Origin of the sequence: Brevundimonas sp. AJA228-03 (assembly GCF_017795885.1) — a bacterium.
GTDB lineage: Bacteria > Pseudomonadota > Alphaproteobacteria > Caulobacterales > Caulobacteraceae > Brevundimonas.
Genome location: NZ_CP059297.1, coordinates 2,564,019 through 2,587,896 on the forward strand (window position 1 = coordinate 2,564,019; position 23,878 = coordinate 2,587,896).

Consider the following 23,878-nt stretch of genomic DNA (forward strand, 5'->3'; position numbering starts at 1 on the left):
GCCGCCTTCGTGACCGAACTGAAGACCGACATCATCCATCGGGGCGACTGCCTCGAGATCCTGCGCGGCCTGCCCGACAGGTCGGTCGACATGGTCTTCGCCGACCCGCCCTATAATCTGCAGCTGGGCGGCGACCTGCTGCGGCCCGATAACTCCCGGGTCGATGCGGTCGACGACGACTGGGACAAGTTCGACAGCTTCGCCGCCTATGACGCCTTCTGCCGCGACTGGCTGAAGGAATGCCGTCGGGTGCTCAAGGATGAGGGCTCGCTCTGGGTGATCGGCAGCTACCACAACATCTTCCGGCTGGGCACGGCCATCCAGGACATCGGCTACTGGGTGCTGAACGACATCGTCTGGCGCAAGTCGAACCCGATGCCGAACTTCAAGGGCACGCGCTTCACCAATGCCCACGAAACCCTGATCTGGGCCGCCAAGTCGCGGGACCAGAAGCGCTACACCTTCAACTACGATGCGCTGAAGGCCTTCAACGAAGACACCCAGATGCGCTCGGACTGGACCTTCGCCCTGTGCACCGGCGAGGAGCGGATCAAGGGCGAGGACGGCAAGAAGGCCCATCCGACCCAGAAGCCCGAGGCCCTGCTGCACCGCGTGATCCTGGCCGCCACCCGGCCCGGTGACGTGATCCTGGACCCCTTCTTCGGCACCGGCACGACGGGGGCCGCCGCCCGGCGGCTGGGTCGTCACTACATCGGCATCGAGCGCGACGAGGGCTATGCCGACGTCGCCGAGACCCGCATCAAGGCCGTCATCCCGGCCAGGCCCGAGGATCTGATGGTCATGGGGTCCAAACGCGCCGAGGTGAAGGTGCCGTTCGGGGCTCTGGTCGAGGCCGGCCTGCTGGCACCGGGCGATGTCCTCTATTGCCCCAGGGGCGAACGCGAGGCCCGGGTTCGCGCCGATGGCTCGCTCGTGTCGGGGGCGATGAGCGGTTCGATCCACAAGCTGGGCGCCCTGTTCGAGAATGCGCCCGCCTGCAACGGCTGGACCTACTGGCGCTTTCGCACCGACACCGGCCTTCGCTCGATCGACGCGCTGCGGGCCGAGGTCCGGGCCGGAATGCAGTAGGCGAACACGCTAACCGGCTCATTTGATTGACTTCATCAACTCAATGTCGGTTTGCGGACATTGTGGCAGTTCTAAACCACAGCAATCCTTGCTGAAATTCCGCGTTCGGGCGGGAACTTCGCCGTTGCAGTAACATTGATGTTTTCGGTCCGGTTCAGCGGGCTGGAGTTCGACATCATGAAGATCGCGCAGGTCACGCCGCTTTACGAGGCCGTCCCTCCAAAGCTGTATGGCGGCACCGAGCGTGTGGTCGCTCACCTGACGGATGCCCTGGTCGATCTCGGCCATGACGTGACCCTCTTCGCTTCGGCCGAGGCGCGAACGAAGGCGCGGCTGGTTCCCGTGCGGGATCAGGCGATCCGCCTGGACCCGGCTCCGTTCAAGTCCGACCTCGCTGCCCACATGTCGATGCTGTCGGAAGTCCTGCGCCGGGCCGACGACTTCGACGTGATCCATTTCCACACCGACATGATCCACTTCCCGTTCTTCGAACGGGTGGCGGGCAAGACCATCACCACCCTCCACGGGCGGCTCGACATGAAGGACCTGACCGAGGTCTATGAGCGGTGGCCCCAGTTCGGCCTGATCTCGATCTCGGACGATCAGCGCCGCCCCCTGCCCTTCGCCAACTGGAAGGCGACGGTCCATCACGGCATGCCCGCCGAGCAGTACATCCACTCTCCGAAGTCGGACGGCTACCTGGCCTTCCTCGGCCGCATCTCGCCCGAGAAGCGGCCCGACCGCGCCATCGAGATCGCCACCCGGCTGGGCAAGCGTCTGAAGATGGCCGCCAAGGTCGACGCCGCCGACCGCGTCTATTTCGAGACGAAGATCAAACCCATGATCGACGCCACTCCGCTGATCGAGTTCATCGGCGAGATCGGCGACCATCAGAAGTCCGCCTTCCTGGGTGGGGCCGAGGCGCTGCTGTTCCCGATCGACTGGCCCGAGCCCTTCGGCCTGGTGATGATCGAGGCCATGGCCTGCGGCACACCGGTCGTGGCCTTCAAGTGCGGCTCGACCACCGAGGTCATCGAGGATGGCGCGACCGGCTTCCTGGTCGACACCATGGAGCAGGCGATCGCCGCCGCCGACCGCGCTCACCTGCTGGACCGGGAGGCGATCCGCGCCCGCTTCGAACTGCGCTTCTCGGCCACCGCCATGGCGCGCCGCTATCTGGACGTCTATGGCGACATGCTGGAGAGGCGGCCCTATGCCGAGGTGGCGGTCAACGATGTCGCCATGCCGCGGCGCGAAGGCCGCAGCTTCGCCTCCCTCGTCTGAACCAAACCCCGCCGGGGCCATTTCCCCTTCGCATTCGACAGCCAGACCGCTGGTGAGACGCAACCCCGGCGAGGCTTCATGGACGACGGCTATTCGGTTCAGACGACGGCGGCCGAGAGCGCCGAGGTCGGCGGCCTGGACAATCTCCAGGCGCTGAAGGATGCCGACACCTTTCTGGTGGCCGACAGCTGGGGCGATCTGAAGGGCGGGGCCGACGGCCTGTTCGACCACGACACCCGCATCCTGTCGCGCTTCGTCATGACCATGGGTCTGGCCCGGCCGTCGAAGCTGAGTTCCGGGGTCTCGCGCGACAATGTCTTCTTCACCGCCCATTCGACCAACCGGCCGCTGCCCCCGATGGGCGGACGCTCGGCACCGGCGGGGGTGCTGCATATCGAGCGTCGCCGCTTCGTCTGGGATCGCCGGATGTTCGAGCGGGTCCGGATGGCCAACCATGGGATCGAGGACGTCCTGCTGCCGCTGGCCTTCGACTTCGGGGCCGACTTCGCCGACATCTTCCAGGTGCGGGGCACGCCGCGTGAGACGCGCGGCACGGGCCATGCGCCGACGAACGACGGCCGCCGCGTCACCTTCCGCTACACCGGCCTGGACGCGGTCGTCCGCGCCAGCTGCCTAGCCTTCTCCGAGCCGCCTGCCCGCCTGAGCACCCACCGCGCCGAGTTCATGTTCAGCCTGCCGATGGGCAAGTCGCTGGACCTCTATATCGAGTGCGGTGCCGACGCCTGTTTGACGCCCGACCAGCCGCGCTGGCGAGAGAATTCCGTGGCCGCCCGCCTCGCCATGCGCCGTCGGCGTCGTCGGGGCGCCTCGCTGAGGGGGCCGCGCAGCCCGCGCTTCAATGCCTGGCTGGATCAGTCGCGCGCCGACATCGCCCTTTTGACCACCGACCTGCCGACCGGCCCCTATCCGTATGCCGGGACGCCCTGGTTCTCGACGCCGTTCGGGCGCGACGGGATCATCAGCGCCTGGCAGATGCTGTGGCTGGATCCGTCGCTGGCCAAGGGGGTGCTGACCTATCTGGCCGCGCGTCAGGCGACCGAAATCTCCGCCTTTCAGGACGCCCAGCCCGGCAAGATCATGCACGAGACCCGGAGCGGCGAGATGAGCGCCCTGCACGAGGTGCCATTCGGCCTCTACTACGGCGGGGTCGACACGACCTGCCTGTTCGTCGCCCTGGCCGGAGCCTATGCCCGCCGGACCGGCGACCTCGACCTGATCCGCCAGCTGTGGCCCAATCTGGTCGCCGCGACCGGGTGGATGCGGGACTATGGAGACAGCAATGGCGACGGTCTGATCGACTATCAGCGCGCCGCCGAGACCGGTCTGTCGAACCAGGGCTGGAAGGACTCCGAGGATTCCATCTTCCACGCCGACGGCCGCTTCCCCCGGGGACCGGTCGCCCTGCTGGAGGTCCAGGGCTATGCCTTTGCCGCCTGGAACGCGATGGCCGAGCTGGGCGAACACCTGACCGACGGCAGGGCCAAAGCCTGGCACCTGCATGCCGAAGAGGTCCGCCAGCGGGTCGAGGAACGGTTCTGGATGGAGGACCAGCAGTTCTATGCCATCGCCCTGGACGGCGACGGCGAGCCCTGCGAGGCCATCGGCTCCAACGCCGGGCACCTGCTGTTCACCGGCCTGCCGACTGCCGACCGCGCGAGGGCCGTTTCGCGGCGTCTGCTAGGGGCGGAGTTCCGGTCGGGCTGGGGCATCCGGACCCTGGCGCGGGGCCAGCCGCGGTTCAATCCGATGAGCTATCACAACGGCTCGGTCTGGCCCCACGATACCTCTCTGGGCGTCGCGGGCATGGCGCACTACGGCGAACGCGACGCCGTCGCCATGATCCTGGGCGAGATCTATGCCGCGGCCAGCCACTTCAACATGCGACTGCCCGAACTGTTCTGCGGCTTCGAGCGTCAGCCCGGGGAAGGCCCCATCGCCTATCCGGTCGCCTGCCTGCCCCAGGCCTGGGCGGCGGGGTCGGTGTTCCTGATGCTGCAGGCGGCGCTGGGGATCACCATCGACGCCTTCGCCCGGACGATCACCGTCAATGCCCCGACCCTGCCCGACGGCATCGAACGCCTGACCGTCAGCCGGCTGCAGGTCGGAGAGGCCAGCGTGGACCTGGCCTTCCAGCGCCTGGGTGATCAGGTCGTGGTGATGCCACGGAACCGGGTGGGCGAGCTCAGGATCGTGCAGACGCGGTAGGTCGCCGGATCTGAGGCAGATCAACATCCAGTCCTTCAGAGACTTGTCATCCCGGCCGGAGCGAAGCGAAGCGCCGGGACGCTGAACCGTGAGACCGTAACTCCCGGAAATCGCGCCAGCGATTGTCCGGGAGACAGCCTGCCTCGCCAGAACCGTCTCCCGGACAGCCGCTTCGCGTCTTCCGGGAGGTCGAAGGAGGGCGTCCTGCGTCCCGGATAATCGCTGGCGCGATTTCCGGGATGACAAGGTTCAATGTCGATCGAAGCTGGCCGGACTCAAGAACACCGTCCGGGGAGTCCGGGGAGTCCGCATCGTCCGGCGGCTGGCTGGACTTTCGTCTGGTTGTCAAAGACCGGATGGTCGACGTGGGGCTTGTCTGAGGCTATTGCAAGACGTCTATAGGAATAATTTCCGCCATCGCCAGGGCGCGGTCCAGAGCCTTTGCGAAGACGGTCGGCAGAGCGTCCAGGGCCTCGGCCTCGGGCGTCCAAAGGAAGTCGCCCTGCCCTGTCGCCACCCGCACCGCAAGCGTCAGCGAGAAATGGGTGAAGACGTGCTCGACGGCTCCGGCGTCCGCCCAGTCGGCGGCGACCGGTGGCGTGGCGTCGGGTTCGCCCTCGCCCCAGTCGCTGGTGGGCAGACCGACCATGCCGCCCAGCAGGCCCTTGTCCGGCCGCCGGACCAGCGCCACCCGCCCCTGACCGTCGCGCAGGACCCAGGCGATGCCCTGACGGTGCGGCCGCGCGGCCTTCGCGGCCTTGACCGGATAGCGATCCGGCTTGCCCCCGGTCCGGGCGGCGCAGAAGCCGCTGATCGGGCACATCAGGCACAGGGGCGATTTCGGACGGCAGATGGTGGAGCCCAGATCCATCAGGGCCTGGGCCCAGTCGCCGTGGCGGTCGTCCGCGACCAGCGTCCCCGCCAGCCGCTTCAGCTCGGGCCGGGCGGCGGGCAGTGCGGTCTGGACGGCGAACAGGCGCGACACCACCCGCTCCACATTGCCGTCCACGACGTTCGCCGGACGGTCGAAGGCGATCGCGGCGACGGCGGCGGCCGTATAGGCCCCGACCCCCGGCAGGGCCAGCAGGCCCGCCTCCGTATCCGGAAAGACCCCGCCGTGATCCTTCGCCACGGCCCGGGCGCAGGCCAGCAGGTTGCGGGCCCGGGCGTAGTAGCCCAGCCCCGCCCAGGCGGCCATCAGCTCTCCGTCCTCCGCCGCCGCCAGGTCGTTCACCGTCGGCCAGCGGGCGGTGAACCGCTCGAAATAGGGGGTGGCGTGGGGCACGGTGGTCTGTTGCAGCATGACCTCCGACAGCCACACGCGGTAGGGGTCGGTGCGCTCGGCCGATCCCGGCGGGGCGCGCCACGGCAGACTGCGGGCATGGCTGTCGTACCAGTCCAGCAGGGCGGCACGCAGTTCGGCGGTGTGTGAGGCGACGGCGGTCATCGATCGCGCTATACTGACATCGTGAAGCGCGATCTGCCCACCGAAAGCGAGACCCGCGAGATCCTGTCGCGGCGACGGACCCGGCCCATGCCGCGCCCGGCACCGCCGGTCGGCCGCTCGCTGGCCCCCTTGATCAAGGACCTGGACGAGAAGTTCGGACGCGGCGCGGGTGCCCTGGAGCCCCGCTGGCGCGAGATCGTCGGCGATCAGCTGGCCCGCGTCACCCGGCCGCAGAAACTGACCAGGGGACGCGCAGGCCCGGACGGCAAGAAGACGGGCGGTACCCTGGAACTGCGGGTCGCGGGGCCCGCCGCCCTGCTGGTCCAGCACCAGTCGGCCGACATCCTGGCGCGGGTGAACCTGTTCCTGGGGGCCGGGGCCGTGGACAAGCTGCGGATCGCGCAAGGGCCGGTGAAGCCGTTGCCGGTGGCGGCGGCCTCGACACGCGGCGCACGCCGCCGGATCGACCCTCTGGACGCGGCCGCCGAAGCCGAACTGGCCCGCTCGGTCGAGGCGGCGCCGGACGCGCTGAAAGCCGTTCTGGCGGGACTGGGGCGGGCGGTGCTGTCGGACGAGGCGAAGGGGCGGAGACGGTAGGATCGACTGGCCCCGTCGGGTCCCGTAGGCGTCCGCTTCTGGTTGCCGAGGGAATGTCCGCTCCCGACGCGTTGCGGACGTCCCCAACCATGGATAGTCTTTCGGAGAAGGAGGCTGGCTATGCGTGAAGCGAACGATGGCCGTGAACGGGTGGGCGGCGGCCCAGCGACGGTGTGGCGCAACTGGTTTTTGATTTTCCTGCCGCTCTTCGTGGTCAGTATGTTCGGGATGAAGTGGCTTGGATTTGCGGTCATGATCCCTTTGTTGACCGTGCTTTTGATCTGCACATTGCTCTACCAACGCTACGTGAAGAAGCGTGAGTGGGGGGCGATTATGTGGGGTCGAATGGGGCGAGATGATCGCTAGATGGTCTGAACGTCCTTTGTCACGGGCCATTTCATTCTGCTTCAGCCTTTCGCCAATGACCGCTTCCCACCCATAGCCGACCTTCAGACCGGCTGGTTCTGGCAATACGACCCCGCCTTTGCGTCGCCTCGCCCCTTCGCCTTCGGTCAGATTCCGACGGCTGGCTCTTGACCTTTTTCCGCCGCACCTGTTCTCGACAACCAGGGTCATCGCGCATCCGAGGGGAATCGCGCGATCATCCGGACAGAGTTCTCGAGGGAAGACGCCATGCGCGCCGAACGACCTTTCAAATACGCCTCCATGAGCCGCCGCGCCGCCGCGACCGGCGCGGCCCTGGCCGCCATGATGGCAATGGCGGGATGTTCGGGGGCCAGCGGCGGTGATGCCGCCGAAGGCGACATGGCGCTGGGGGCCGCCGAGGGGGCCAAGGTCACGGTGGTCGAATATGCCTCGGTCACCTGCAGTCACTGCGCCGCCTGGCAGGAACAGGTCTATCCCGAGTTCAAGGCCAAATACATCGACACCAACAAGATCCGCTACATCTTCCGCGAGTTCCCGACCGCTCCGGAACCGCTGGCCGTGGCCGGTTTCCTGGTCGCACGCTGCGCCGGACCGGACAAATACTTCCCCGTGATCCACGAGATCATGGCCAGCCAGCGGGAGCTGTTCTCCGGAGCCCCGCGCGCGGTGCTGCTGCGCATCGCCAACGGCGCCGGCCTGAACGAGGAGCAGTTCCAGACCTGCGTGACCGACAAGGACGCCATCGCGGCGATGGACGGCCGCATCAAGGCGGCCCTCGACGCGGGCGTCGACGGGACGCCGAATTTCTTCGTCAATGGCGTGAAGGTGGCCGACAGTTCCCTGGCCGGTCTGTCGGAAAAGATCGACGCTGCCCTGGCCGCGAGCTGAGCCGATGATGAACGTGCGCAATCTGTGTCTGGCCTTCTTGGCGTTGACCCTGTCGGCCTGTGGAGGCGGCTCCAGGGCACCAGCCGAGGGCGACATGGCGATGGGCGCGGCCGAGGGTGCCAAGGTCACCGTGGTCGAATATGCCTCGCCCACCTGCCCCCATTGCGCTCTGTGGCAGCAGAACACCTGGCCGGCGTTCAAGGCCGCCTATGTCGACACCAACAAGGTCCGATACGTGTTCCGCGAACTGCCCACCCCGCCGACCGACATCGCGGCCGCCGGCTTCCTGCTGGCCCGCTGCGCGGGTCCGGACAGATATTTCGACGTCATCCATGCCATCATGGACAGCCAGTCGGAGTGGCGCACGGGGACCAACCCACGCGACAGCCTGATCCGCATCGCGGGCGGCGTCGGGATCGATCAAGCCGCCTTTACCGCCTGCGTCACCGATCCGAAGGCCATCGCCGCACTGGAAACACGGGTCAAGGCGGCCACCGATGCGGGCGTGATCAACACGCCGACCTTTCTGGTCAACGGAAAACGCGTGACCAGCCCGGGCGGGGAGGGCACGGTGATGGCCGACCTGGCCCCCGCCATCGACGCCGAATTGGCGAAATGATCCGATGACGAAGCGATTGCTGCTGATCCTTGCCCTGATGCTCGCTCCGCTGGGCGGATCGGCTGTCGTCGCCTCGGCGCAGACGGCAATAGCCCCTCCGACGGTGACGGCCAGCGACCGCATCATGGGCCGCGCCGACGCCCCCGTGACGGTGATCGAATATGCGTCGCTGGTCTGTTCGCACTGCGGCGACTGGCACCGCACCGTCTATCCGGAGTTCAAGCGCCAGTTCATCGACACGGGGCGTGTGCGGCTCGTGTTTCGCGACCTCCCGACCCCGCCCGCGCTGGTCGCCGCCCGCGCCGCCGGGATCGCGCGGTGCGCCGCGCCAAACCGCTTCTATGACGTCATAGGGGCCTTCTTTCACGGCCACGAGGCCCTGTTCGCCGGAGGTCCGGTGCCGACCTGGTACGCATCCGGCGTCGCCGTCAGCGGCCGGACCCAGGCCGAGATCGATGCCTGCCTCGCCGATCCTGCCACGCTGGCAGGGGTGAGGGCCTCTGCCACCGGGGCGATGGCCGCCGGGGTCGAGAGCACGCCCACCTTCTTCGTCAACGGGCGTCGCGTCGCCGACAGCTCCCTGACCGGTCTGACCGCCGCGATCACGCCGCTTCTTCCGCCCGCGCGGCGACGTTAAGGGACCAGGTGCAGTTCCAGCGTCTCCGCCTGGTCGGTTTCAAGTCCTTCGTCGATCCGGCCGAAGTGCAGATCGAGCCCGGCCTGACGGGCGTCATCGGACCGAACGGCTGCGGCAAGTCCAATGTGCTGGAGTCCCTGCGCTGGGTCATGGGGGCCAACTCGGCCAAGGCCATGCGCGGGGCCGGCATGGACGACGTCATCTTCTCGGGGGCCTCCGACCGGCCGCCGCGCAACCATGCCGAAGTCCAGCTGACCATCGACAACGCGCAGAGAAAGGCGCCCCAGCCCTTCACCGACAGCGCCATCATCGAGGTGTCGCGCCGCATCGACCGGGGCCAGGGCTCGACCTATCGCATCAACGGCAAGGAGGTGCGGGCGCGGGACGTGCAGTTGCTGTTCGCCGATGCCTCGACCGGGGCCAACTCCCCGGCCCTGGTACGTCAGGGGCAGATCAGCGAACTGATCGCCGCCAGGCCGCAGAACCGTCGGCGCATCCTGGAAGAGGCCGGCGGGGTCGCGGGTCTGCATACGCGACGGCATGAGGCGGAGCTGAGGCTGAAGGCCGCCGAGGCCAATCTGGAGCGGCTGGACGACATCGGGCGCGAGCTGGAGACCGCCCTGAACCGGCTGAAGCGCGAGGCGCGGCAGGCCGAGAAGTACAAGAAGATCTCGGCCGAGATCCGCGCCCTGCAGGCGGCCCTGCTGTTCGTGCGCTGGAACGACGCGCGGCTGGCAGCCGAGGCGGCGGCGGAGGAGCTGGCCGAGGCCGACCGGGCGGTGGCTGAGGCGGCGGGCGCGGCGGCCCGGGCGCAGACGGCGGCCCTGGCGGCACAGGAGGGGCTGAAGCCCGCGCGGGAGGAGGACGCGGTCGCGGCGGCCCTGCTGCACCGGGCCAGTCTGGAACGCGACCGGCTGGACATGGCCGAGCAGCAGGCGCGGGCAGAGGTCGACCGTCTGACCGCCGAACGTCAGCGCATCGCCAACGATACCGAACGCGAGATCGCCATGGCGGGCGATGCCGGGGCCGAACTGGCACGGCTGGGCGAGGCGCTCGAGGGGCTGACGGCCGAGGTCGCGGCGGCACCGGAACGCGGCCCCGAGCTGGAGCGGGCGCTGGCGGCCGCGGAGGATGCGCGCCGGGTCGCCGATGCCGAGGTCGAGCGGGTCGCCGGCACCCTGGCCGCGGTCGAGGCGCGGGCCAATGCCGAGACGGCCCGGAAACGCGACGCCGAGGCGCGGGTGACGCGGGCGCAGGCCGCCCTCGATGCCGCCCGCCGTGAACGCGAGGCGCTGGGACCGCTGGAGACGCCGGAACTGGCAGAGGCGCGGGTCGCGCTGGAGGCAGCGACAAGGGCGCTGGCCGAGGCGCGAGCGGCCGTCGAGGCGGCGGAGGCGACGCGGGGCGATCTGGCCCGCACCGAACAGGAGGCGCGAACGGCGGCGCGGGCGGCTGAGGACCGGCTGGGGCGGCTGCAGACCGAGGCGCGGGGGCTGGCCTCGCTGCTGGTCTCGACCCGCCGGGATCATCCGCCCGCGCTGGACAGGGTCTCGGCCGCGAAAGGCTATGAGGCGGCGCTGGCGGCGGCGCTGGGCGACGATCTGGACGCCGCCCTCGATCCGAAGGCAGCGGCGCACTGGGGCGGGGCGGATGCCATCCCGCCGGTCTGGCCACAGGGGATCGAACCCCTGGCAGCGAAGGTGGAAGCCCCGGGCGCGCTGGCGGCCCGTCTGGCCTTCTGCGGCATTGCCGACCGGGCCGAGGCTCCGCGTCTGGCCCGGGGGATGCCGCCCGGGGCCCGGCTGGTGACGCGCGAGGGGGACCTGTTCCGCTGGGACGGGTTTATCAGCCGCGCCGAGGCCCCCCGCCCCGCCGCCATCCGTCTGGCCCAGCGGTCGCGGCTTTCGGAACTGGAAGCCGATATCGATGCCGGCAAACCCGCGCTGGCCGAGGCGCAGGCGGCCTTGAAAGCGGCGACCGAAGCTTTCCGGGCGTCCGAGGAGGCGGTGAAGACCGCCCGTCTGCAGCCCTTCGCTGCCGACAAGGCCGTCACGGCGGCCCGCGATCGCGTCGAGGCCCTGGGCCGCGACCAGGCCCGGCGCGAGGCCCGGGCCCAGGCGCTGGACGAGACCCTGATCCGCCAGACCGCCGAGGTCGAGGCGGCGGAAACCGCGCTGGCCGAGGCTGCCTCGGTGGACACGCCGGCGGAGACGCAGCAGACGCTGAGGGACGAACTGACGGCCGCCCGTACGGCGGCCGATACGGCCCGCTCGGCCTCAGCGGCCGCGCGGGCGGACCGGGACGCCGAGGCCCGCGAGCGCGTCGGGCGCGAACAGCGTCTGACCAGCCTGACCCGCGAGCGCGACGGCTGGGCCACGCGCGCCAGGGACAGCACCGCCCGCATCGCCACTCTGGAAGCCGATGCGACCCGCATCGCCGCCCTGCTGCTCCAGGCCGCGCGGGCGCCCGAGGCCCTGGCGGCCCAGCGGTCGAAGCTGATCGATGCCCTGACCGCCGCCGAGACCCGTCGCAAGGCCGCCGCCGACGCCCTGTCGGTCGCGGAAGGGCTGGCCGGGGAAGCCGACCGCGCCGGCCGGGCCGCCGACAGCGCCGCCGCTGTCGCCCGCGAGGCCCGTGCCGGTCTGGCCGCCCGCGCCGAGGCCGCCGCCGCACGTCTGACCGAGGCCGAAACCCATGTGCGCGAGACGGCCCAGATGTCGCCCGGGGAGCTGGGCCAGAAACTGTCCGACGACGCCATCGCGAGCCCGCCGGACGCCGCCGGGGCCGAGAGCCTGCTGTACGGTCTGGAACGCGAGCGGGAGCATCTGGGGGCCGTCAACCTGCGCGCCGAGGACGAGGCCGGGGAATATGGCGAGCGGCTGAACACCATGCGGATCGAACGGTCCGACCTGACCGGAGCCATCGCCCGCCTGCGTGACGGCATCGACGAACTGAACGCCGAGGGACGCGCGCGGCTGACCGCCGCCTTCGACGTCATCAACGACAATTTCAAGAGCCTGTTCGAGACCCTGTTCGGGGGGGGTCAGGCGGAGCTGAAGCTGGTCGAAAGCGACGATCCGCTGGAAGCGGGGCTGGAGATCTTCGCCTGTCCGCCGGGCAAGCGGCTGTCGGTCATGAGCCTGATGAGCGGCGGCGAACAGGCCCTGACGGCGGCGGCCCTGATCTTCGCCGTCTTCCTGGCCAACCCTGCCCCGGTCTGCGTGCTGGACGAGGTCGACGCCCCGCTGGACGACGCCAACGTCGATCGCTTCTGCCGACTGCTGAACGAGATGCGCAAACGTACCGACACCCGCTTCATCGTCATCACCCACAACCCGGTCACCATGAGCCGGATGGACCGGCTGTACGGCGTCACCATGCCGGAGCGGGGCGTGTCACAACTGGTCAGCGTCGACCTGAAACAGGCCGAGACCCTGGTGGCGTGATGCTTGGCTTCCCTCTCCCGGAGGGAGAGGGCTTGAGGCTCGCAGAGCGAAAGCGATGCGCCTTCAGCCGAAAGGGTGAGGGGTTGCGGTGCGAACCGGCTGGCGCATAACCCCTCACCCTTTCGCGCAAGTCTGATCGCCTTCGGCTCTCAGGCGCTCAAGCCCTCTCCCGCTGGGAGAGGGAGAAGCCTCGTTCCGCCCCGGCACCACGCGATCCTGCGGCAAGGCCTGCGGGCATTCATCGCGCATGAAGGCCAGCATCTTCTCGCGGATCTCGCAGCGCAGGTCGAAGGCCACCGGGGCCGAGCGGGCGCTGGCCAGGCAGCGGACCTGGGCGACGCGGTCGGTGATGTCGGTGACCTGCAGATTGACGACGTCGCCGTCCCACAGCGGCGAGGCGCGGCAGATGCGCTCCAGCTCGGCGCGGAGGCGGTCCATCGGGGCCTCGTAGTCCACATAGAGCATGGCCGTGCCGATCAGGCGCGAGGTCTCGCGGGTCCAGTTCTGGAACGGCTTTTCGATGAAATAGCTGAGCGGCAGGATCATGCGCCGCCAATCCCACAGCTTGACCACCACATAGGTCGAGGTGATCTCCTCGACCGTGCCCCACTCCCCTTCCACGATGACGGCGTCGTCGATGCGGATGGGCTGGGCGGTGGCGATCTGGATGCCGGCGATCAGGTTCTTCAGCACCGGCTGCAGGGCCAGGCCGGCGATGATGCCGACCACGCCGGCGGAGGCGAGCAGCGAGATGCCCCACTGACGGACCGCCCCGATCGTCATCAGCGCCAGGGCCACCGTCAAGGCCCCGATCAGGATGATGGCGGCGCGCTGCAGGATACGGGTCTGGGTGATGTGCTTCCTGGCGACGAGATTGTCCTCGGCCGCCATGTTGAAGCTCCGCATATAGACGATCGCCCACATGTCGACCGCCCCGGCCACGATCCACCCCAGAACCAGGATGGTCGCGAACAGCAGCACGGCGCGGACGCTGGCCGACGGCGCGGGATCCAGCGGCGAGACGGTGATCGAAAAGCCGATGGCGATCAGGATGATCAGGATGCGCAGCTTCTTGCGCGCCCGCTCGACCACGCCGCGCCAGAACAGGTCGCGGCTTTTCACCAGCCTTCGCAGGATCGCGAACACCACGCGATGGACCAGCCAGCCCGCGCCCGTGAACACGGCCACGACGATGGCCACCACCGCCCATTCGGGCAGCCAGTGGAACTGTCGCCAGAGAACGGCGATCCGGTGGGTCAGGTCGACGATTTCAGGGGGCATCCGCTCCCAAACGCACGGCCACGCCCATGGTTCGAACGCGACCGCCGGGGTGGCCCCTACATGTTCGGATAGTTCGGCCCGCCGCCGCCCTCGGGGGTGGTCCAGACGATGTTCTGCGACGGGTCCTTGATGTCGCAGGTTTTGCAGTGGACGCAGTTCTGGGCGTTGATCTGGAAGCGCGGATCCGACTTCGTCGCCTCGTCGGCGTAGAGCACCTCATAGACCCCGGCCGGGCAATACAGACGCGCGGGCTCGCCGTATTTCGGCAGGTTGACGCGGATCGGCACCGACGGATCGAGCAGCTTCAGATGCGCGGGCTGTTCCTCGGCATGGTTGGTGTTGGAGATGAACACCGAGGACAGCTTGTCGAACGACAGTTTCCCGTCCGGCTTCGGATAGGCGATCGCCTTGTGCTTCGAGGCCGGTTCGGTCGAGGCGGCATCGGTCTTGCCGTGTTTCTGGGTGCCGAAGACCGACAGGCCGAACAGGTGGTTGGTCCACAGGTCGAACACACCGAACGCCCCGCCCAGGGTGGTGCCGAACTTCGACAGCAGGGGCTTGGCGTTGCGGACGCCCTTCAGCTCCCTGAACACCCAGCTGGCCTCATAGGCCGCCTGATATTCGACCAGTTCGTCGCCGGCCCGGCCCGCGATGACGGCGTCATAGGCGGCATCGGCAGCGAGCATGCCGGTCTTCATGGCGTTATGGCTGCCCTTGATCCGCGGCACGTTCACGAACCCGGCGGAACAGCCGATCAGGGCCCCGCCCGGGAAGGCGAGTCTGGGCACCGACTGCCAGCCACCCTCGGTGATCGCCCGCGCGCCGTAGGAGATGCGGGTGCCGCCCTCCAGGTGTTCGGCGATGGCGGGGTGATGCTTGAAGCGCTGGAACTCGTCGAACGGCGACAGATGCGGGTTCTTGTAGTTCAGATGCACGACGTAGCCGATGGCCACGTAGTTGTCGCCGAAGTGGTACATGAAGCTGCCGCCACCGGTGTGCTCGTCCAGGGGCCAGCCGGTCGTGTGCTGGGCCAGACCGGGCTGGTGCTTCTCCGCCGGAACCTGCCACAGCTCCTTCAGGCCGATGCCGTATTTCTGCGGCTCCTTGCCCTCGGCCAGCCTGTGGCGGGCGATGATGGTCTTGGCCAGCGACCCGCGCACCCCCTCGGCGATGAAAACGTATTTGCCGTGCAGCTCGATGCCGGGCTGGAAGTCGTCCGTGGGCTGGCCGTGCTTGTCGATGCCGAAGACCCCGGCGACGACGCCCTTCACCCGGCCGGTGGGTTCGTCCCAGACGACGTGGCTGGCGGCCATGCCGGGATAGACCTCGACGCCCAGAGCCTCGGCCTGCTCGCCCAGCCAGCGGGCGACGTTGGCGAGCGAGGCGATGTAGCAGCCGTCGTTGTGCATCATGGGCGGCAGCATCGCCATCGGCAGGCTGGCCTGACCCATGGGGCCCAGGATCATGAACCGGTCCTTCGTCACGGGCGTCTCGAGGGGTGCGCCGCGTTCCTTCCAGTCGGGGAACAGCTCGCGCAGGGCCCTGGGGTCGATCACGGCCCCGGACAGGATGTGCCCGCCGACCTCGGCCGATTTCTCCAGCACCGCGACGGAGATCTCCCGGCCGTCCTTTTCCGCGCGCTGTTTCAGGCGGATGGCGGCCGACAGGCCGGCCGGGCCGCCGCCGACGATGACGACGTCGTATTCCATGACCTCGCGCTCGACGCCCTTCAGCGCCTCCAGCGGCGGCAGGTTGTCGATGATGGCGTCCTGCGCCGGGGTCTCGGCACCGCCTTCGAAGGCTTGTTCGGTCACGGGGTCGGGAATCCTTGGTTTTGTCTGTGCACCCGCCTTATCGGAAGGTGACGCGAGGGCGGTCAAGGCCTATCCCTGACGCATCCGACCATGAACGCCCAGCCCCACGATACCGCTGCGATGGAAAGCCTGCTCGCCTTCTGGCGCGATGCGGGCGTGGACGCGTGCTTCGAGGACGCCCCGCAGGACCGGACGATCGTCGTGGCCCCCGCGCTGAAGGCGGTCACGAAGGCCACGGCCTCGGTCACACCGGTGGTGAACCTGGGGAACGCGACGGCCGAGGCGCGGCGGCTGGCGAGCGACGCGGATACGATGGAGGCGCTGGCCGGGGCGGCGGCGGCCTTCAAGGGCTGCGAACTGGTCGGAATGGGCGCACGCGGCTGCGTTTTCGGCCGGGGCGACCCCCATGCGCCGATCCTGGTCGTCGGCGAGGCACCCGGGGCGGAAGAGGACGCGGCCGGTCAGCCTTTCGTGGGACGGGCAGGCAAGCTGCTGGACCGGATGCTGGCCGCCGCCGGGCTGGCAGACAGGGTCTTCATCACCAACACCGTCTTCTGGCGTCCACCCGGCAATCGCACCCCGACCCCGCAGGAGCAGGCGGTCTGCGCGCCCTTCGTTGAGCGGGCCTTCGTCCTGATGAAACCCCGCGCGGTCCTGCTGCTGGGGGCGGCGGCCGCGCGGTCGGTGCTGCGGACCGAGGACGGCATCATGAAGGTGCGCGGGCAATGGCGAGACTGGCGGTCCACCGAGGGGGACGTGTCCGCCCCGGTCATCGCGACCCTGCATCCGGCCTTCCTGCTCCGGCAGCCCCAGGCCAAACGGCAGGCCTGGGCCGACATGCTGGAACTGGCCGCCAGGCTGGACAGCGACGCCGACAGACCCGCGCTATCTGACGTCTGACGCCGATGTGATTGAAGTTAACAGGGGATTCCGGCATAGTCCCTGCTTGACGACCGATCGCAGACCGCGCGTTTGATCCCGAATCGAGACTGAATCGATCCTGGGGGACGCGTCGCACGAGGGGGCCGCCGCCTTGTTCAAAATCCGCCGCCGCGCGTATCTCGCGCCGACGCTTGCCCTGATTCTGGCCGCTCTGTCGGGTGTCGCCGCCCCGACGTACGCCGCGTCCGATGACGTCACTGGACCCGAGGCGAGTGTCTCCGAGGCTGATGACCAGAACGGCGCGCGCATCACACCGACCGCCCTGTCGAACGCCGACCGCCTGAGCTACACCAACGCGTTCGACGCCCTGCGTCGCGGTGATCTGGACAGAGCCCGCGCCTCGGCAGAAGCGGCGGGCGACCGGGTCCTGGTGGGTCAGGTCGAGTTCGAGCGCCTGTTCCACCCCGACTATACCGCCACCTATGACGAGCTGGCGGCCTGGCTCCAGACCTATGCCGACCTTCCGAGCGCCCGGCGGGTCTATGCCCTTGCCATGCGTCGTCGCCCGGATGGCGCCGAGGAGCCCCGTCGCCCGACCGGCACCTTTTTCAGCCGCACCTGGGATGCGGTCGCCGCGGCCGGTGGAAACGCCGAGGGCGACCCGGCCAGGGCCGCGCGCGTCGCCCTGAACCATGACGACCTGTCGGGCGCGCTGACACTGGGCGAGCAGATCGGCGACTGGTGGACGGTGGGACTGGCGGCCTGGCGAACCGCTGACTATCCCCGCGCCTTCGCCGCCTTCGAGCGCGTCGCCAACGACCCGACGGAGGACGCCTGGATCCGGGCCGGAGCCGGCGTCTGGGCCGCACGCGCCGCCGGACAGTCGGGCCGCCAGGACCGGGTCCAGGAGTTCCTTGTTCTTGCCGCCCGCTGGCCCGCAACCTTTTACGGCCAGATCGCTCTGCGCCAGATGGGCGAGGAGCCCGTCGTGCTCAACGGCGGTCCCGTTCCCTATACCGCCGTGGCCCGGACAGTTTCGGTTCCGAACGAGCCGGTCGGGGTCAACCAGCGCGAACTGGACAGTTTCGTTCAGAACGATCCCCGCGCCCGTCGCACCGTAGCCTTCTATGAAGTCGGGCGGCGCGGCGATGCCCAGGACGAGCTGCGCACCGGCCTGCGCACGGCGACGGACCGCACCCGGCGTCTCTGGACGGGTCTGGCCCGCGTCCTGGCCCCGCGACTCATGGGGTCGAACGGCGGCGACGTCAGCCGCATCAATGCCGAGAACTATCCGATGCCCGAGCTGGTGCCGGACGGCGGCTGGACGCTCGAACGCTCGCTGGTCTATGCGATCGCGCGCAAGGAAAGCGGGTTCAACGCCCAGGCCCGCTCGCCGGTGGGAGCGTATGGCCTGATGCAGGTCATGCCGACGACGGCGGCCGAGATGACCGGCGATCGCAGCTTCGTCTCCAGCCCGCAAAAGCTGTTTCAGCCGGCGACCAATGTGCGTCTGGGTCAGGCCTATGTGAACCGGATGCTGGCGCGGCCCGAGTTCCAGGGTGACCTGTTGCGTGCGGTTTCCAGCTACAACGCCGGGCCGGGTCCGATGCTGGACGCCCTGCGTCGGCTGGGTCCCGATGCCGATCCCCTGTTGCTGATCGAGACGATCGACGTACCCCAGGCCCGCGAATATGTGGAAAAGGTCGTCGCCGCCTACTGGATCTATCAGCGCATGACGGGTGGACCATTGAAGACCCTGGACGCCCTCGCGGCGGGACAGACCCTGATCCCGATCAGTCTGGACTATGTGGCCCCACCGCCCCAGCCGCTGGCCACGCCGGATACACTGGAAGGCGTGCTGGTCGCGTCGGCTGTGCAGCCGACGGGCACACGCTGACTACAGCAGGCTGCCGACCAGCGAGGCGGACAGGCAGCACCCGACCAGGATGAAGATCGCATAGGTCATCAGCGTCGGGCGGCGCTGGGCGACCGGCGGGGTCAGGTGCGGAGCGGTCGTCGGCGGGGCGGACATGGCAGAATCTCGTTGATCATCGATCGATACCGGCGTTCCCTTAAGGCGGGGTTCGCAGGTCTCGTTAACGGGAGTGACGCCAGCTTAAGGCCGCTTCGTGACCGCCAGTTCCGACCATTCCAGGAAATCCGGCTGTTGAAGCAGTTCGGCCACATATGTTGCCGCTATGCCATCATCGCCATAGGCCGCCAGGTCGAACTGATAGTGGCGGAACCGCGCGGCCACCGGGGTCAGGAAGGCGTCCGGCATCGACCACGCGCCGAACAGATATGGCCCGCCTGCGCCGAACCGGGTGCGCATCGTGCGAATGATCTCGACCAGCCGACGCACATCCGTGGCGACCGCCTCCGAAGCCGGTGTCGGTGCGCGATCCGGCCCGACCATGGTGTGGATCACGCCGCTGGCGTCCGGCCCCATGCCGCATTCGGTGCGCAGGGCCATGAAGGACGAATGCATCTCGCAGGCCACCGACCGCGCCAGCCAGCGGGCGTGGGGGTCGGACGGCCACAGACCGGCGTTCGGGAACCTCTCCGAGGCCCAGACCGAAATGGCCAGGGAATCCCAGATCGTCTCGCCCTCGACCTTCAGCACCGGCACCTTGCCGGTCGGCGAATGCTCGGCCAGCAACCGGGCGGAGTCCGGGCCGTAAAGCGGAATCTCCGTGGTCGTGAACTCCGCCCCGCAGCGCTTCAGCACCAGCCAGGGCCGCAGCGACCAGGTCGAAAAGGCGATATTGCCGACGATCAGTTCCATGCCGCTCGCTCTTGTGTTCACCGCCGCACCATGCGCCCGGTCCAGGGCAACGGTCCAGAGCGGGATCGCTTGTGGTGGGACAAGGACGGGCTATGGGCCGAACACCGGGTTGAGGCTTCACCCCTGACGGCGGCGGCTCCAGGCTTCGCGCGACAGGGCATAGTAGAAACTGTCCTTCCACACGCCACCGACGTTCCAGGTGTTCTCGGCGAAACCGGTACGGAGGAAGCCGAGTTTCTCGAGCAGCCTGATGGACGCCGCATTGGCGGGATCGACGTCGGCCGTGGCCATGGCGTGGTCGGTGGTCTCGAACAGTCGATCGAGGACAGCCCCGACCGCCTCCGTCGCCAGGCCCCGCCCCCAGACGTCGGGGTGCAGGATGTAGCCCACATCCGGTGGCGCATAGAACCCGGCCTTGCCGACGACGCGGCCTTCCAACTCAATCAGGAAATCGAGCCCTGACCCGTTGGCCGAAATCATCGCCTCCAGCCAACCGCGGGTCTGGTCCAGGGTTTCGTGCGGGGGTGTCGACCACCATTGCACGGCGCGAGGATCGGACAGCACCGCGTGCATTGGCTCCAGATCGTCGGGGCCTGCGGGTCGCAGCGTCAAGCGGGGGGTGACGATCTCCATGCCGCCCGATGCGGGCCGACGCGTTGCAGGTCAAGCCTACGCGTCACGCGCGCGCCCGACGGTGAAACGCCTGCCACCTTGACTTCGACACCCCTGCGACCGACACGCACGGCCCATGATCACGCGCTACTCCCGCCCCGAAGCCGTCGCCATCTGGTCGTCCGAGACCAAATACAGGATCTGGTTCGAGATCGAGGCTCATGCCGCCACGAAGATGGCCGAGCTGGGTGTCATTCCGACCGAGGCGGCCGAGGCCATCTGGGCCAGGGGCAAGGACGCCGCCTGGGACGCCGACCGCATCGACGAGATCGAACGCACGACCAGGCATGACGTGATCGCCTTTTTGACCCATGTGTCGGAGACAGTCGGCGAGGAGGCGCGATTCCTGCATCAGGGGATGACGTCGTCCGATGTGCTCGACACCTGTTTCGCCGTGCAGCTGGCGCGCTCCGCCGACCTGCTGATCGCCGGGACCGACCGGGTTCTGGCCGCGCTCGAGGTCCGCGCCAGGGAGCACAAGTACACCCCCACCGTCGGCCGTTCGCACGGCATCCACGCCGAGCCGGTGACCTTCGGCCTGAAACTGGCCGGCTATCATGCCGAGTTCCAGCGGGCGAAGCGTCGCCTGATCACAGCCCGTGAGGAGATCGCCACCTGCGCCATCTCCGGGGCCGTCGGCACCTTCGCCAACGTCGATCCGGCGGTCGAGGAATACGTCGCCGAAAAAATGGGGTTGCAGGTGGAGCCCGTCTCGACCCAGGTCATCCCGCGCGACCGCCATGCGGCCTTCTTCGCGGCGCTGGGCGTCGTGGCCTCTTCGATCGAGCGGCTGGCCATCGAGATCCGCCATCTGCAGCGCACCGAGGTGCTGGAGGCGGAAGAGTTCTTCGACAAGGGCCAGAAGGGCTCGTCGGCCATGCCGCACAAGCGCAACCCGATCCTGACCGAAAACCTGACCGGCCTCGCCCGACTGGTGCGCTCCGCCGTCACGCCCGCGATGGAGAACGTCGCCCTGTGGCACGAGCGGGACATCAGCCATTCCTCGGTGGAGCGCGGCATTGGCCCGGACGCGACGGTGCATCTGGATTTCGCCCTGAACCGTCTGGCCGGCGTGATGGAACGGCTGCTGGTCTATCCGGACAATATGCAGAAGAACCTCGACAGGCTGGGCGGCCTCGTCCACTCGCAGCGCGTCCTGCTGGCCCTGACGCAGCTGGGTCAGTCGCGCGAGGACTCCTATGCGGCGGTCCAGCGCAACGCCATGAAGGTCTGGCGCGGCGAGGGGAATTTCCTCGACTTCCTGAAGGAGGACCCCGAGGTCATCGTGCCCGACGCCGATCTGGAGGCCCTGTTCGACCTCGACTACCACACCAAGCATGTCGACACGGTCTTCAGGCGCGTGTTCGGACAGACGCCTGACTGACCCGGTGATCAAGTGGGCCCTTGCCCCTGTCGTCGATACGAACACGCGCCTGCTGATTCTGGGCAGCCTGCCGGGCGATGCCTCGCTGGCGGCAGGGCAGTATTACGCGCATCCCCGGAACGCCTTCTGGCGGCTGCTGGGTCAGATCGTGGATCGGGACCTCCCCGGCCTCACCTATCCTGACCGGCTCGTCGCCCTGAAGACGGCCGGCATCGGCCTTTGGGACGTCATTGCCGGAGGTGAACGCAAGGGTAGCCTCGACGCGGCGATCCGGAATGCCGAGGCCGCCAATCTGAAGGCGCTAATCGCCACCTTGCCGGCACTCCGTGCTGTGGGATTCAATGGAGCGTTGGCGGCACACACCGGACGACGGCTGCTGGGCGAGCGATCCGGCCTGACCCTGATCGACCTGCCCTCATCCAGCCCGGCCCACGCCCGGCCGTTCGAGGAAAAGGCAGCGGTCTGGAACCGGCTGGGGATGACGCTGCGGTAACCTGTCGCGCCGGAAATCGTGATCGGGCAGGCATCCTTTGGGTCGCCCAGCCGTCTCTATCCCCGGAACCGCGACCCAAGCGGCCATCCCTCAGGAGAAGACGCCCATGAACCCCCGCATTCTGACCCTTACCGTCGCCTCGGCCGCCCTGCTGGCTGTCGCCGCCTGCAACAAGCCGACCGAGACGGCCCCTGCGGCCGACGCGACCGCGACCGATACCGCCGCCATGGCACCCGCCACCACGGACCCCGTCGTCGGCGGCGCGTCCATGAGCCCCACCGACACCATCGTCACCAATGCCGCCAAGGCGTCCAACCTGACCACCCTCGTCAGCGCCGTCCAGGCCGCCGGCCTGGCCGAAACCCTGTCGGGCCCCGGACCTTTCACGGTCTTCGCCCCCGACAATGCCGCCTTCGAGAAGATTCCCGCCGCGACGCGCGAATCGCTGATGGCCCCCGCCGGCAAGGCGGACCTGACCGGCATCCTGACCTATCACGTCGTACCGGGTCGCCTCACCGCCGCCGATCTGGCCGCCCAGGCCACCGCCGGCGGCGGCACGGCCGAGCTGACCACCGTTCAGGGTGGCACGCTGAAGGTCACGGTCAATGCCGACGGCTCGGTCACCCTGACCGACGCGGCAGGCGGCACCTCGAAGGTGACCCAGGCCGATGTGCTCCAGTCCAATGGCGTCGTGCACGTCATCGATACCGTCGTGATGCCGGGTTGATCTTTCCGGTGAACCTTTCGCGTGGTCCCGCATTCTGAAGGGGCGTCAACACGCGAAATCGTCGGGTGAGGCTATCCCCCCAGCCCCCGATAGTGGAAGGGCCGCAGATCCCCCGCTGCGGCCCTTTTGCGTTTCTGCCAGCCCTGGTCGAATATGGATATTTCTTAATCTTTTCTGCCGCATCCGGCCAGTCAGACGCACAGTAGCTGCCCTGAACCGCCCGATCGTCGAGGCGGTCTTTCAGGAGAAGATCGATGCTTCGTCGTCTTGCTATCTCGTCCGCCTGCGCCCTGTCCTTCTGCGGCCTCGTGGCTTCGGCCCTGCCGGCCAGTGCCCATGATCGCCCGCGCGCGCAATCGACTCACCATGCCCCGGCCATGACCCTGGTGGCGGTCGCCGCCGCCAATCCCGACTTCTCGACCCTGGTCAGCGCCGTCCAGGCGGCGCGGCTGGTCGATACGCTTTCCGGGCCCGGCCCCTTCACCGTCTTTGCGCCGACCAACGATGCCTTCGAGACCCTGCCCGATGGCACGGTCCAGAGCCTGGTCCAGCCGTCACGCCGCGCCGACCTGCAACGCATCCTGACGTATCATGTCGTCGCCGGCCGGATCAGCGCAGCCGATCTGGCCACAGCCGTGCGTGTGGGTGGAGGGTCCGCCACTCTGACCACGGTCGAGGGCGGCCGGCTCACGGCGGTCGACGCGGGCCGCCGCCGGCTGAGACTGCATGATGCCGCCGGAGAGAGCTTCTGGATCACCGCGACCGACGTCAACGCCGCAAACGGCGTGATTCATGTGATCGACGGCGTGATGTCCCCGCATTGAGCGGCCGGCGGGTTACAGGGGCCGTCCCGGACGGCCCCTTCTTTCCGGACTATTCGCCGCCCCGGACCTGATCCCGTGCCATGGAGGCCAGTTCGTCCATCTTGGAGCGAATCTCGCCCTCGGACACCGTCAATCCGGAACCCTTGATGTCGCCCGCGATCTTGCGGAACACATCCTCGTCTCCCGGCTGCTCGAAGTCGGCGCGCACGACGGCCTTGGCGTAGTCTTCCGACGACTCGGCCGAGAGGCCCATCTTCTCGGCCGCCCACAGGCCCAGAAGCTTGTTCCGGCGGGCCATGGCCCGGAATTCCTGGTCCTGATCGAGTGCGAACTTGGACTCGAAGCCCTTTTCCCGATCGTTGAAGGTCGTCATCAGTCGTCAATCGCTCCGTCGCG

22 protein-coding genes are annotated in these 23,878 nt (G+C 68.5%); 15 read left to right on the forward strand and 7 right to left on the reverse strand.

Features of this window, described 5'->3' with window-relative positions:
* The first annotated feature begins 9 nt into the window (after positions 1-9).
* From HZ989_RS12860 to HZ989_RS12870, 3 genes are all read left to right on the forward strand, one after another.
* Positions 10-1,089 carry a site-specific DNA-methyltransferase gene (locus HZ989_RS12860; protein ID WP_209321200.1) on the forward strand — a complete coding sequence of 360 codons (1,080 nt, stop codon included), beginning with the start codon at positions 10-12 and terminating at the stop codon, positions 1,087-1,089.
* 177 nt (positions 1,090-1,266) lie between these two features.
* Entirely contained in the window at positions 1,267-2,373 is a 1,107-nt protein-coding gene (locus HZ989_RS12865) for a glycosyltransferase family 4 protein (RefSeq protein WP_209323129.1), read from the forward strand.
* Between the two features lie 78 nt (positions 2,374-2,451).
* Positions 2,452-4,599: an amylo-alpha-1,6-glucosidase gene (locus tag HZ989_RS12870; RefSeq protein ID WP_209321201.1), complete on the forward strand. Its 2,148-nt coding sequence runs from the start codon at positions 2,452-2,454 to the stop codon at positions 4,597-4,599.
* Positions 4,600-4,981: 382 nt separating this feature from the next.
* Here the strand turns inward: HZ989_RS12870 and mutY are convergent, their stop codons facing one another.
* Positions 4,982-6,046 carry an A/G-specific adenine glycosylase gene (gene mutY, locus HZ989_RS12875; protein WP_209321202.1) on the reverse strand — a complete coding sequence of 355 codons (1,065 nt, stop codon included), beginning with the start codon at positions 6,044-6,046 and terminating at the stop codon, positions 4,982-4,984.
* A 21-nt stretch (positions 6,047-6,067) separates the two neighbouring features.
* Here mutY and HZ989_RS12880 point away from each other — a divergent pair, with 21 nt between their 5' ends.
* The 6 genes from HZ989_RS12880 (at position 6,068) to HZ989_RS12905 (ending at position 12,620) form a co-directional block, all read left to right on the forward strand.
* On the forward strand, positions 6,068-6,643 hold the full coding sequence (locus HZ989_RS12880; RefSeq protein ID WP_209321203.1) for a DUF721 domain-containing protein: 576 nt from the start codon (positions 6,068-6,070) through the stop codon (positions 6,641-6,643).
* A gap of 120 nt (positions 6,644-6,763) precedes the next feature.
* Positions 6,764-7,009 carry a hypothetical protein gene (locus HZ989_RS12885; RefSeq protein ID WP_209321204.1) on the forward strand — a complete coding sequence of 82 codons (246 nt, stop codon included), beginning with the start codon at positions 6,764-6,766 and terminating at the stop codon, positions 7,007-7,009.
* A gap of 267 nt (positions 7,010-7,276) precedes the next feature.
* Positions 7,277-7,918, forward strand: coding sequence for a DsbA family protein (locus HZ989_RS12890; RefSeq protein WP_209321205.1), 642 nt, complete (start codon positions 7,277-7,279; stop codon positions 7,916-7,918).
* Between the two features lie 7 nt (positions 7,919-7,925).
* Entirely contained in the window at positions 7,926-8,537 is a 612-nt protein-coding gene (locus tag HZ989_RS12895; protein WP_371812955.1) for a DsbA family protein, read from the forward strand.
* Positions 8,538-8,541: 4 nt separating this feature from the next.
* Positions 8,542-9,174, forward strand: a complete 633-nt coding sequence (locus HZ989_RS12900) for a thioredoxin domain-containing protein (protein WP_209321207.1) — start codon at positions 8,542-8,544, stop codon at positions 9,172-9,174.
* Between the two features lie 8 nt (positions 9,175-9,182).
* Positions 9,183-12,620, forward strand: coding sequence for an AAA family ATPase (locus HZ989_RS12905; RefSeq protein WP_209321208.1), 3,438 nt, complete (start codon positions 9,183-9,185; stop codon positions 12,618-12,620).
* 114 nt (positions 12,621-12,734) lie between these two features.
* Here HZ989_RS12905 and HZ989_RS12910 read toward each other — a convergent pair whose 3' ends face one another.
* Both HZ989_RS12910 and HZ989_RS12915 read right to left on the reverse strand, forming a co-directional pair.
* A complete protein-coding gene (locus HZ989_RS12910) occupies positions 12,735-13,901 on the reverse strand; it encodes a mechanosensitive ion channel family protein (RefSeq protein WP_245162369.1) in 1,167 nt (388 codons plus the stop codon).
* Between the two features lie 56 nt (positions 13,902-13,957).
* A complete protein-coding gene (locus tag HZ989_RS12915; protein WP_209323130.1) occupies positions 13,958-15,610 on the reverse strand; it encodes an electron transfer flavoprotein-ubiquinone oxidoreductase in 1,653 nt (550 codons plus the stop codon).
* A gap of 195 nt (positions 15,611-15,805) precedes the next feature.
* On the opposite strand from HZ989_RS12915, the gene HZ989_RS12920 reads away from it, so the two are divergent.
* Together HZ989_RS12920 and HZ989_RS12925 are read left to right on the forward strand one after the other, a co-directional pair.
* The gene (locus tag HZ989_RS12920) at positions 15,806-16,615 is read left to right on the forward strand and encodes a uracil-DNA glycosylase family protein (RefSeq protein ID WP_209321209.1); all 810 of its coding nucleotides are present in this window, start codon (positions 15,806-15,808) and stop codon (positions 16,613-16,615) included.
* 133 nt (positions 16,616-16,748) lie between these two features.
* Entirely contained in the window at positions 16,749-18,494 is a 1,746-nt protein-coding gene (locus HZ989_RS12925; protein ID WP_209321210.1) for a lytic transglycosylase domain-containing protein, read from the forward strand.
* Here the strand turns inward: HZ989_RS12925 and HZ989_RS15260 are convergent, their stop codons facing one another.
* From HZ989_RS15260 to HZ989_RS12935, 3 genes are all read right to left on the reverse strand, one after another.
* On the reverse strand, positions 18,495-18,629 hold the full coding sequence (locus HZ989_RS15260; protein WP_256435874.1) for a hypothetical protein: 135 nt from the start codon (positions 18,627-18,629) through the stop codon (positions 18,495-18,497). It lies immediately after the preceding gene.
* A gap of 84 nt (positions 18,630-18,713) precedes the next feature.
* Positions 18,714-19,382: a glutathione S-transferase gene (locus HZ989_RS12930; RefSeq protein WP_209321211.1), complete on the reverse strand. Its 669-nt coding sequence runs from the start codon at positions 19,380-19,382 to the stop codon at positions 18,714-18,716.
* Between the two features lie 117 nt (positions 19,383-19,499).
* A complete protein-coding gene (locus HZ989_RS12935) occupies positions 19,500-20,015 on the reverse strand; it encodes a GNAT family N-acetyltransferase (RefSeq protein ID WP_209321212.1) in 516 nt (171 codons plus the stop codon).
* Positions 20,016-20,130: 115 nt separating this feature from the next.
* Between HZ989_RS12935 and purB the strand changes: the two genes are divergently transcribed.
* From purB to HZ989_RS12955, 4 genes are all read left to right on the forward strand, one after another.
* Positions 20,131-21,438 carry an adenylosuccinate lyase gene (gene purB / locus HZ989_RS12940; RefSeq protein ID WP_209321213.1) on the forward strand — a complete coding sequence of 436 codons (1,308 nt, stop codon included), beginning with the start codon at positions 20,131-20,133 and terminating at the stop codon, positions 21,436-21,438.
* 4 nt (positions 21,439-21,442) lie between these two features.
* Entirely contained in the window at positions 21,443-21,931 is a 489-nt protein-coding gene (locus HZ989_RS12945; RefSeq protein ID WP_245162370.1) for a DNA-deoxyinosine glycosylase, read from the forward strand.
* Between the two features lie 106 nt (positions 21,932-22,037).
* The gene (locus tag HZ989_RS12950) at positions 22,038-22,658 is read left to right on the forward strand and encodes a fasciclin domain-containing protein (protein ID WP_209321215.1); all 621 of its coding nucleotides are present in this window, start codon (positions 22,038-22,040) and stop codon (positions 22,656-22,658) included.
* 254 nt (positions 22,659-22,912) lie between these two features.
* Positions 22,913-23,482, forward strand: a complete 570-nt coding sequence (locus tag HZ989_RS12955; protein WP_209321216.1) for a fasciclin domain-containing protein — start codon at positions 22,913-22,915, stop codon at positions 23,480-23,482.
* 49 nt (positions 23,483-23,531) lie between these two features.
* Here the strand turns inward: HZ989_RS12955 and HZ989_RS12960 are convergent, their stop codons facing one another.
* On the reverse strand, positions 23,532-23,855 hold the full coding sequence (locus HZ989_RS12960) for a DUF1476 domain-containing protein (RefSeq protein ID WP_209321217.1): 324 nt from the start codon (positions 23,853-23,855) through the stop codon (positions 23,532-23,534).
* Positions 23,856-23,878 lie beyond the last annotated feature (23 nt).

Coding starts and splice junctions, on each gene's coding strand:
- HZ989_RS12890 (WP_209321205.1), top strand. CDS start 7,277: ATGCGCGCCGAACGACCTTTCAAATACGCCTCCATGAGCCGCCGCGCC.
- HZ989_RS12935 (WP_209321212.1), bottom strand. CDS start 20,015: ATGGAGATCGTCACCCCCCGCTTGACGCTGCGACCCGCAGGCCCCGAC.
- HZ989_RS12915 (WP_209323130.1), bottom strand. CDS start 15,610: ATGGAATACGACGTCGTCATCGTCGGCGGCGGCCCGGCCGGCCTGTCG.
- HZ989_RS12930 (WP_209321211.1), bottom strand. CDS start 19,382: ATGGAACTGATCGTCGGCAATATCGCCTTTTCGACCTGGTCGCTGCGG.
- mutY (WP_209321202.1), bottom strand. CDS start 6,046: ATGACCGCCGTCGCCTCACACACCGCCGAACTGCGTGCCGCCCTGCTG.
- HZ989_RS12950 (WP_209321215.1), top strand. CDS start 22,038: ATGAACCCCCGCATTCTGACCCTTACCGTCGCCTCGGCCGCCCTGCTG.
- HZ989_RS12895 (WP_371812955.1), top strand. CDS start 7,926: ATGAACGTGCGCAATCTGTGTCTGGCCTTCTTGGCGTTGACCCTGTCG.
- HZ989_RS12960 (WP_209321217.1), bottom strand. CDS start 23,855: ATGACGACCTTCAACGATCGGGAAAAGGGCTTCGAGTCCAAGTTCGCA.
- HZ989_RS12865 (WP_209323129.1), top strand. CDS start 1,267: ATGAAGATCGCGCAGGTCACGCCGCTTTACGAGGCCGTCCCTCCAAAG.
- HZ989_RS12910 (WP_245162369.1), bottom strand. CDS start 13,901: ATGCCCCCTGAAATCGTCGACCTGACCCACCGGATCGCCGTTCTCTGG.
- HZ989_RS12920 (WP_209321209.1), top strand. CDS start 15,806: ATGAACGCCCAGCCCCACGATACCGCTGCGATGGAAAGCCTGCTCGCC.
- purB (WP_209321213.1), top strand. CDS start 20,131: ATGATCACGCGCTACTCCCGCCCCGAAGCCGTCGCCATCTGGTCGTCC.
- HZ989_RS12900 (WP_209321207.1), top strand. CDS start 8,542: ATGACGAAGCGATTGCTGCTGATCCTTGCCCTGATGCTCGCTCCGCTG.
- HZ989_RS12885 (WP_209321204.1), top strand. CDS start 6,764: ATGCGTGAAGCGAACGATGGCCGTGAACGGGTGGGCGGCGGCCCAGCG.
- HZ989_RS12955 (WP_209321216.1), top strand. CDS start 22,913: ATGCTTCGTCGTCTTGCTATCTCGTCCGCCTGCGCCCTGTCCTTCTGC.
- HZ989_RS15260 (WP_256435874.1), bottom strand. CDS start 18,629: ATGTCCGCCCCGCCGACGACCGCTCCGCACCTGACCCCGCCGGTCGCC.
- HZ989_RS12870 (WP_209321201.1), top strand. CDS start 2,452: ATGGACGACGGCTATTCGGTTCAGACGACGGCGGCCGAGAGCGCCGAG.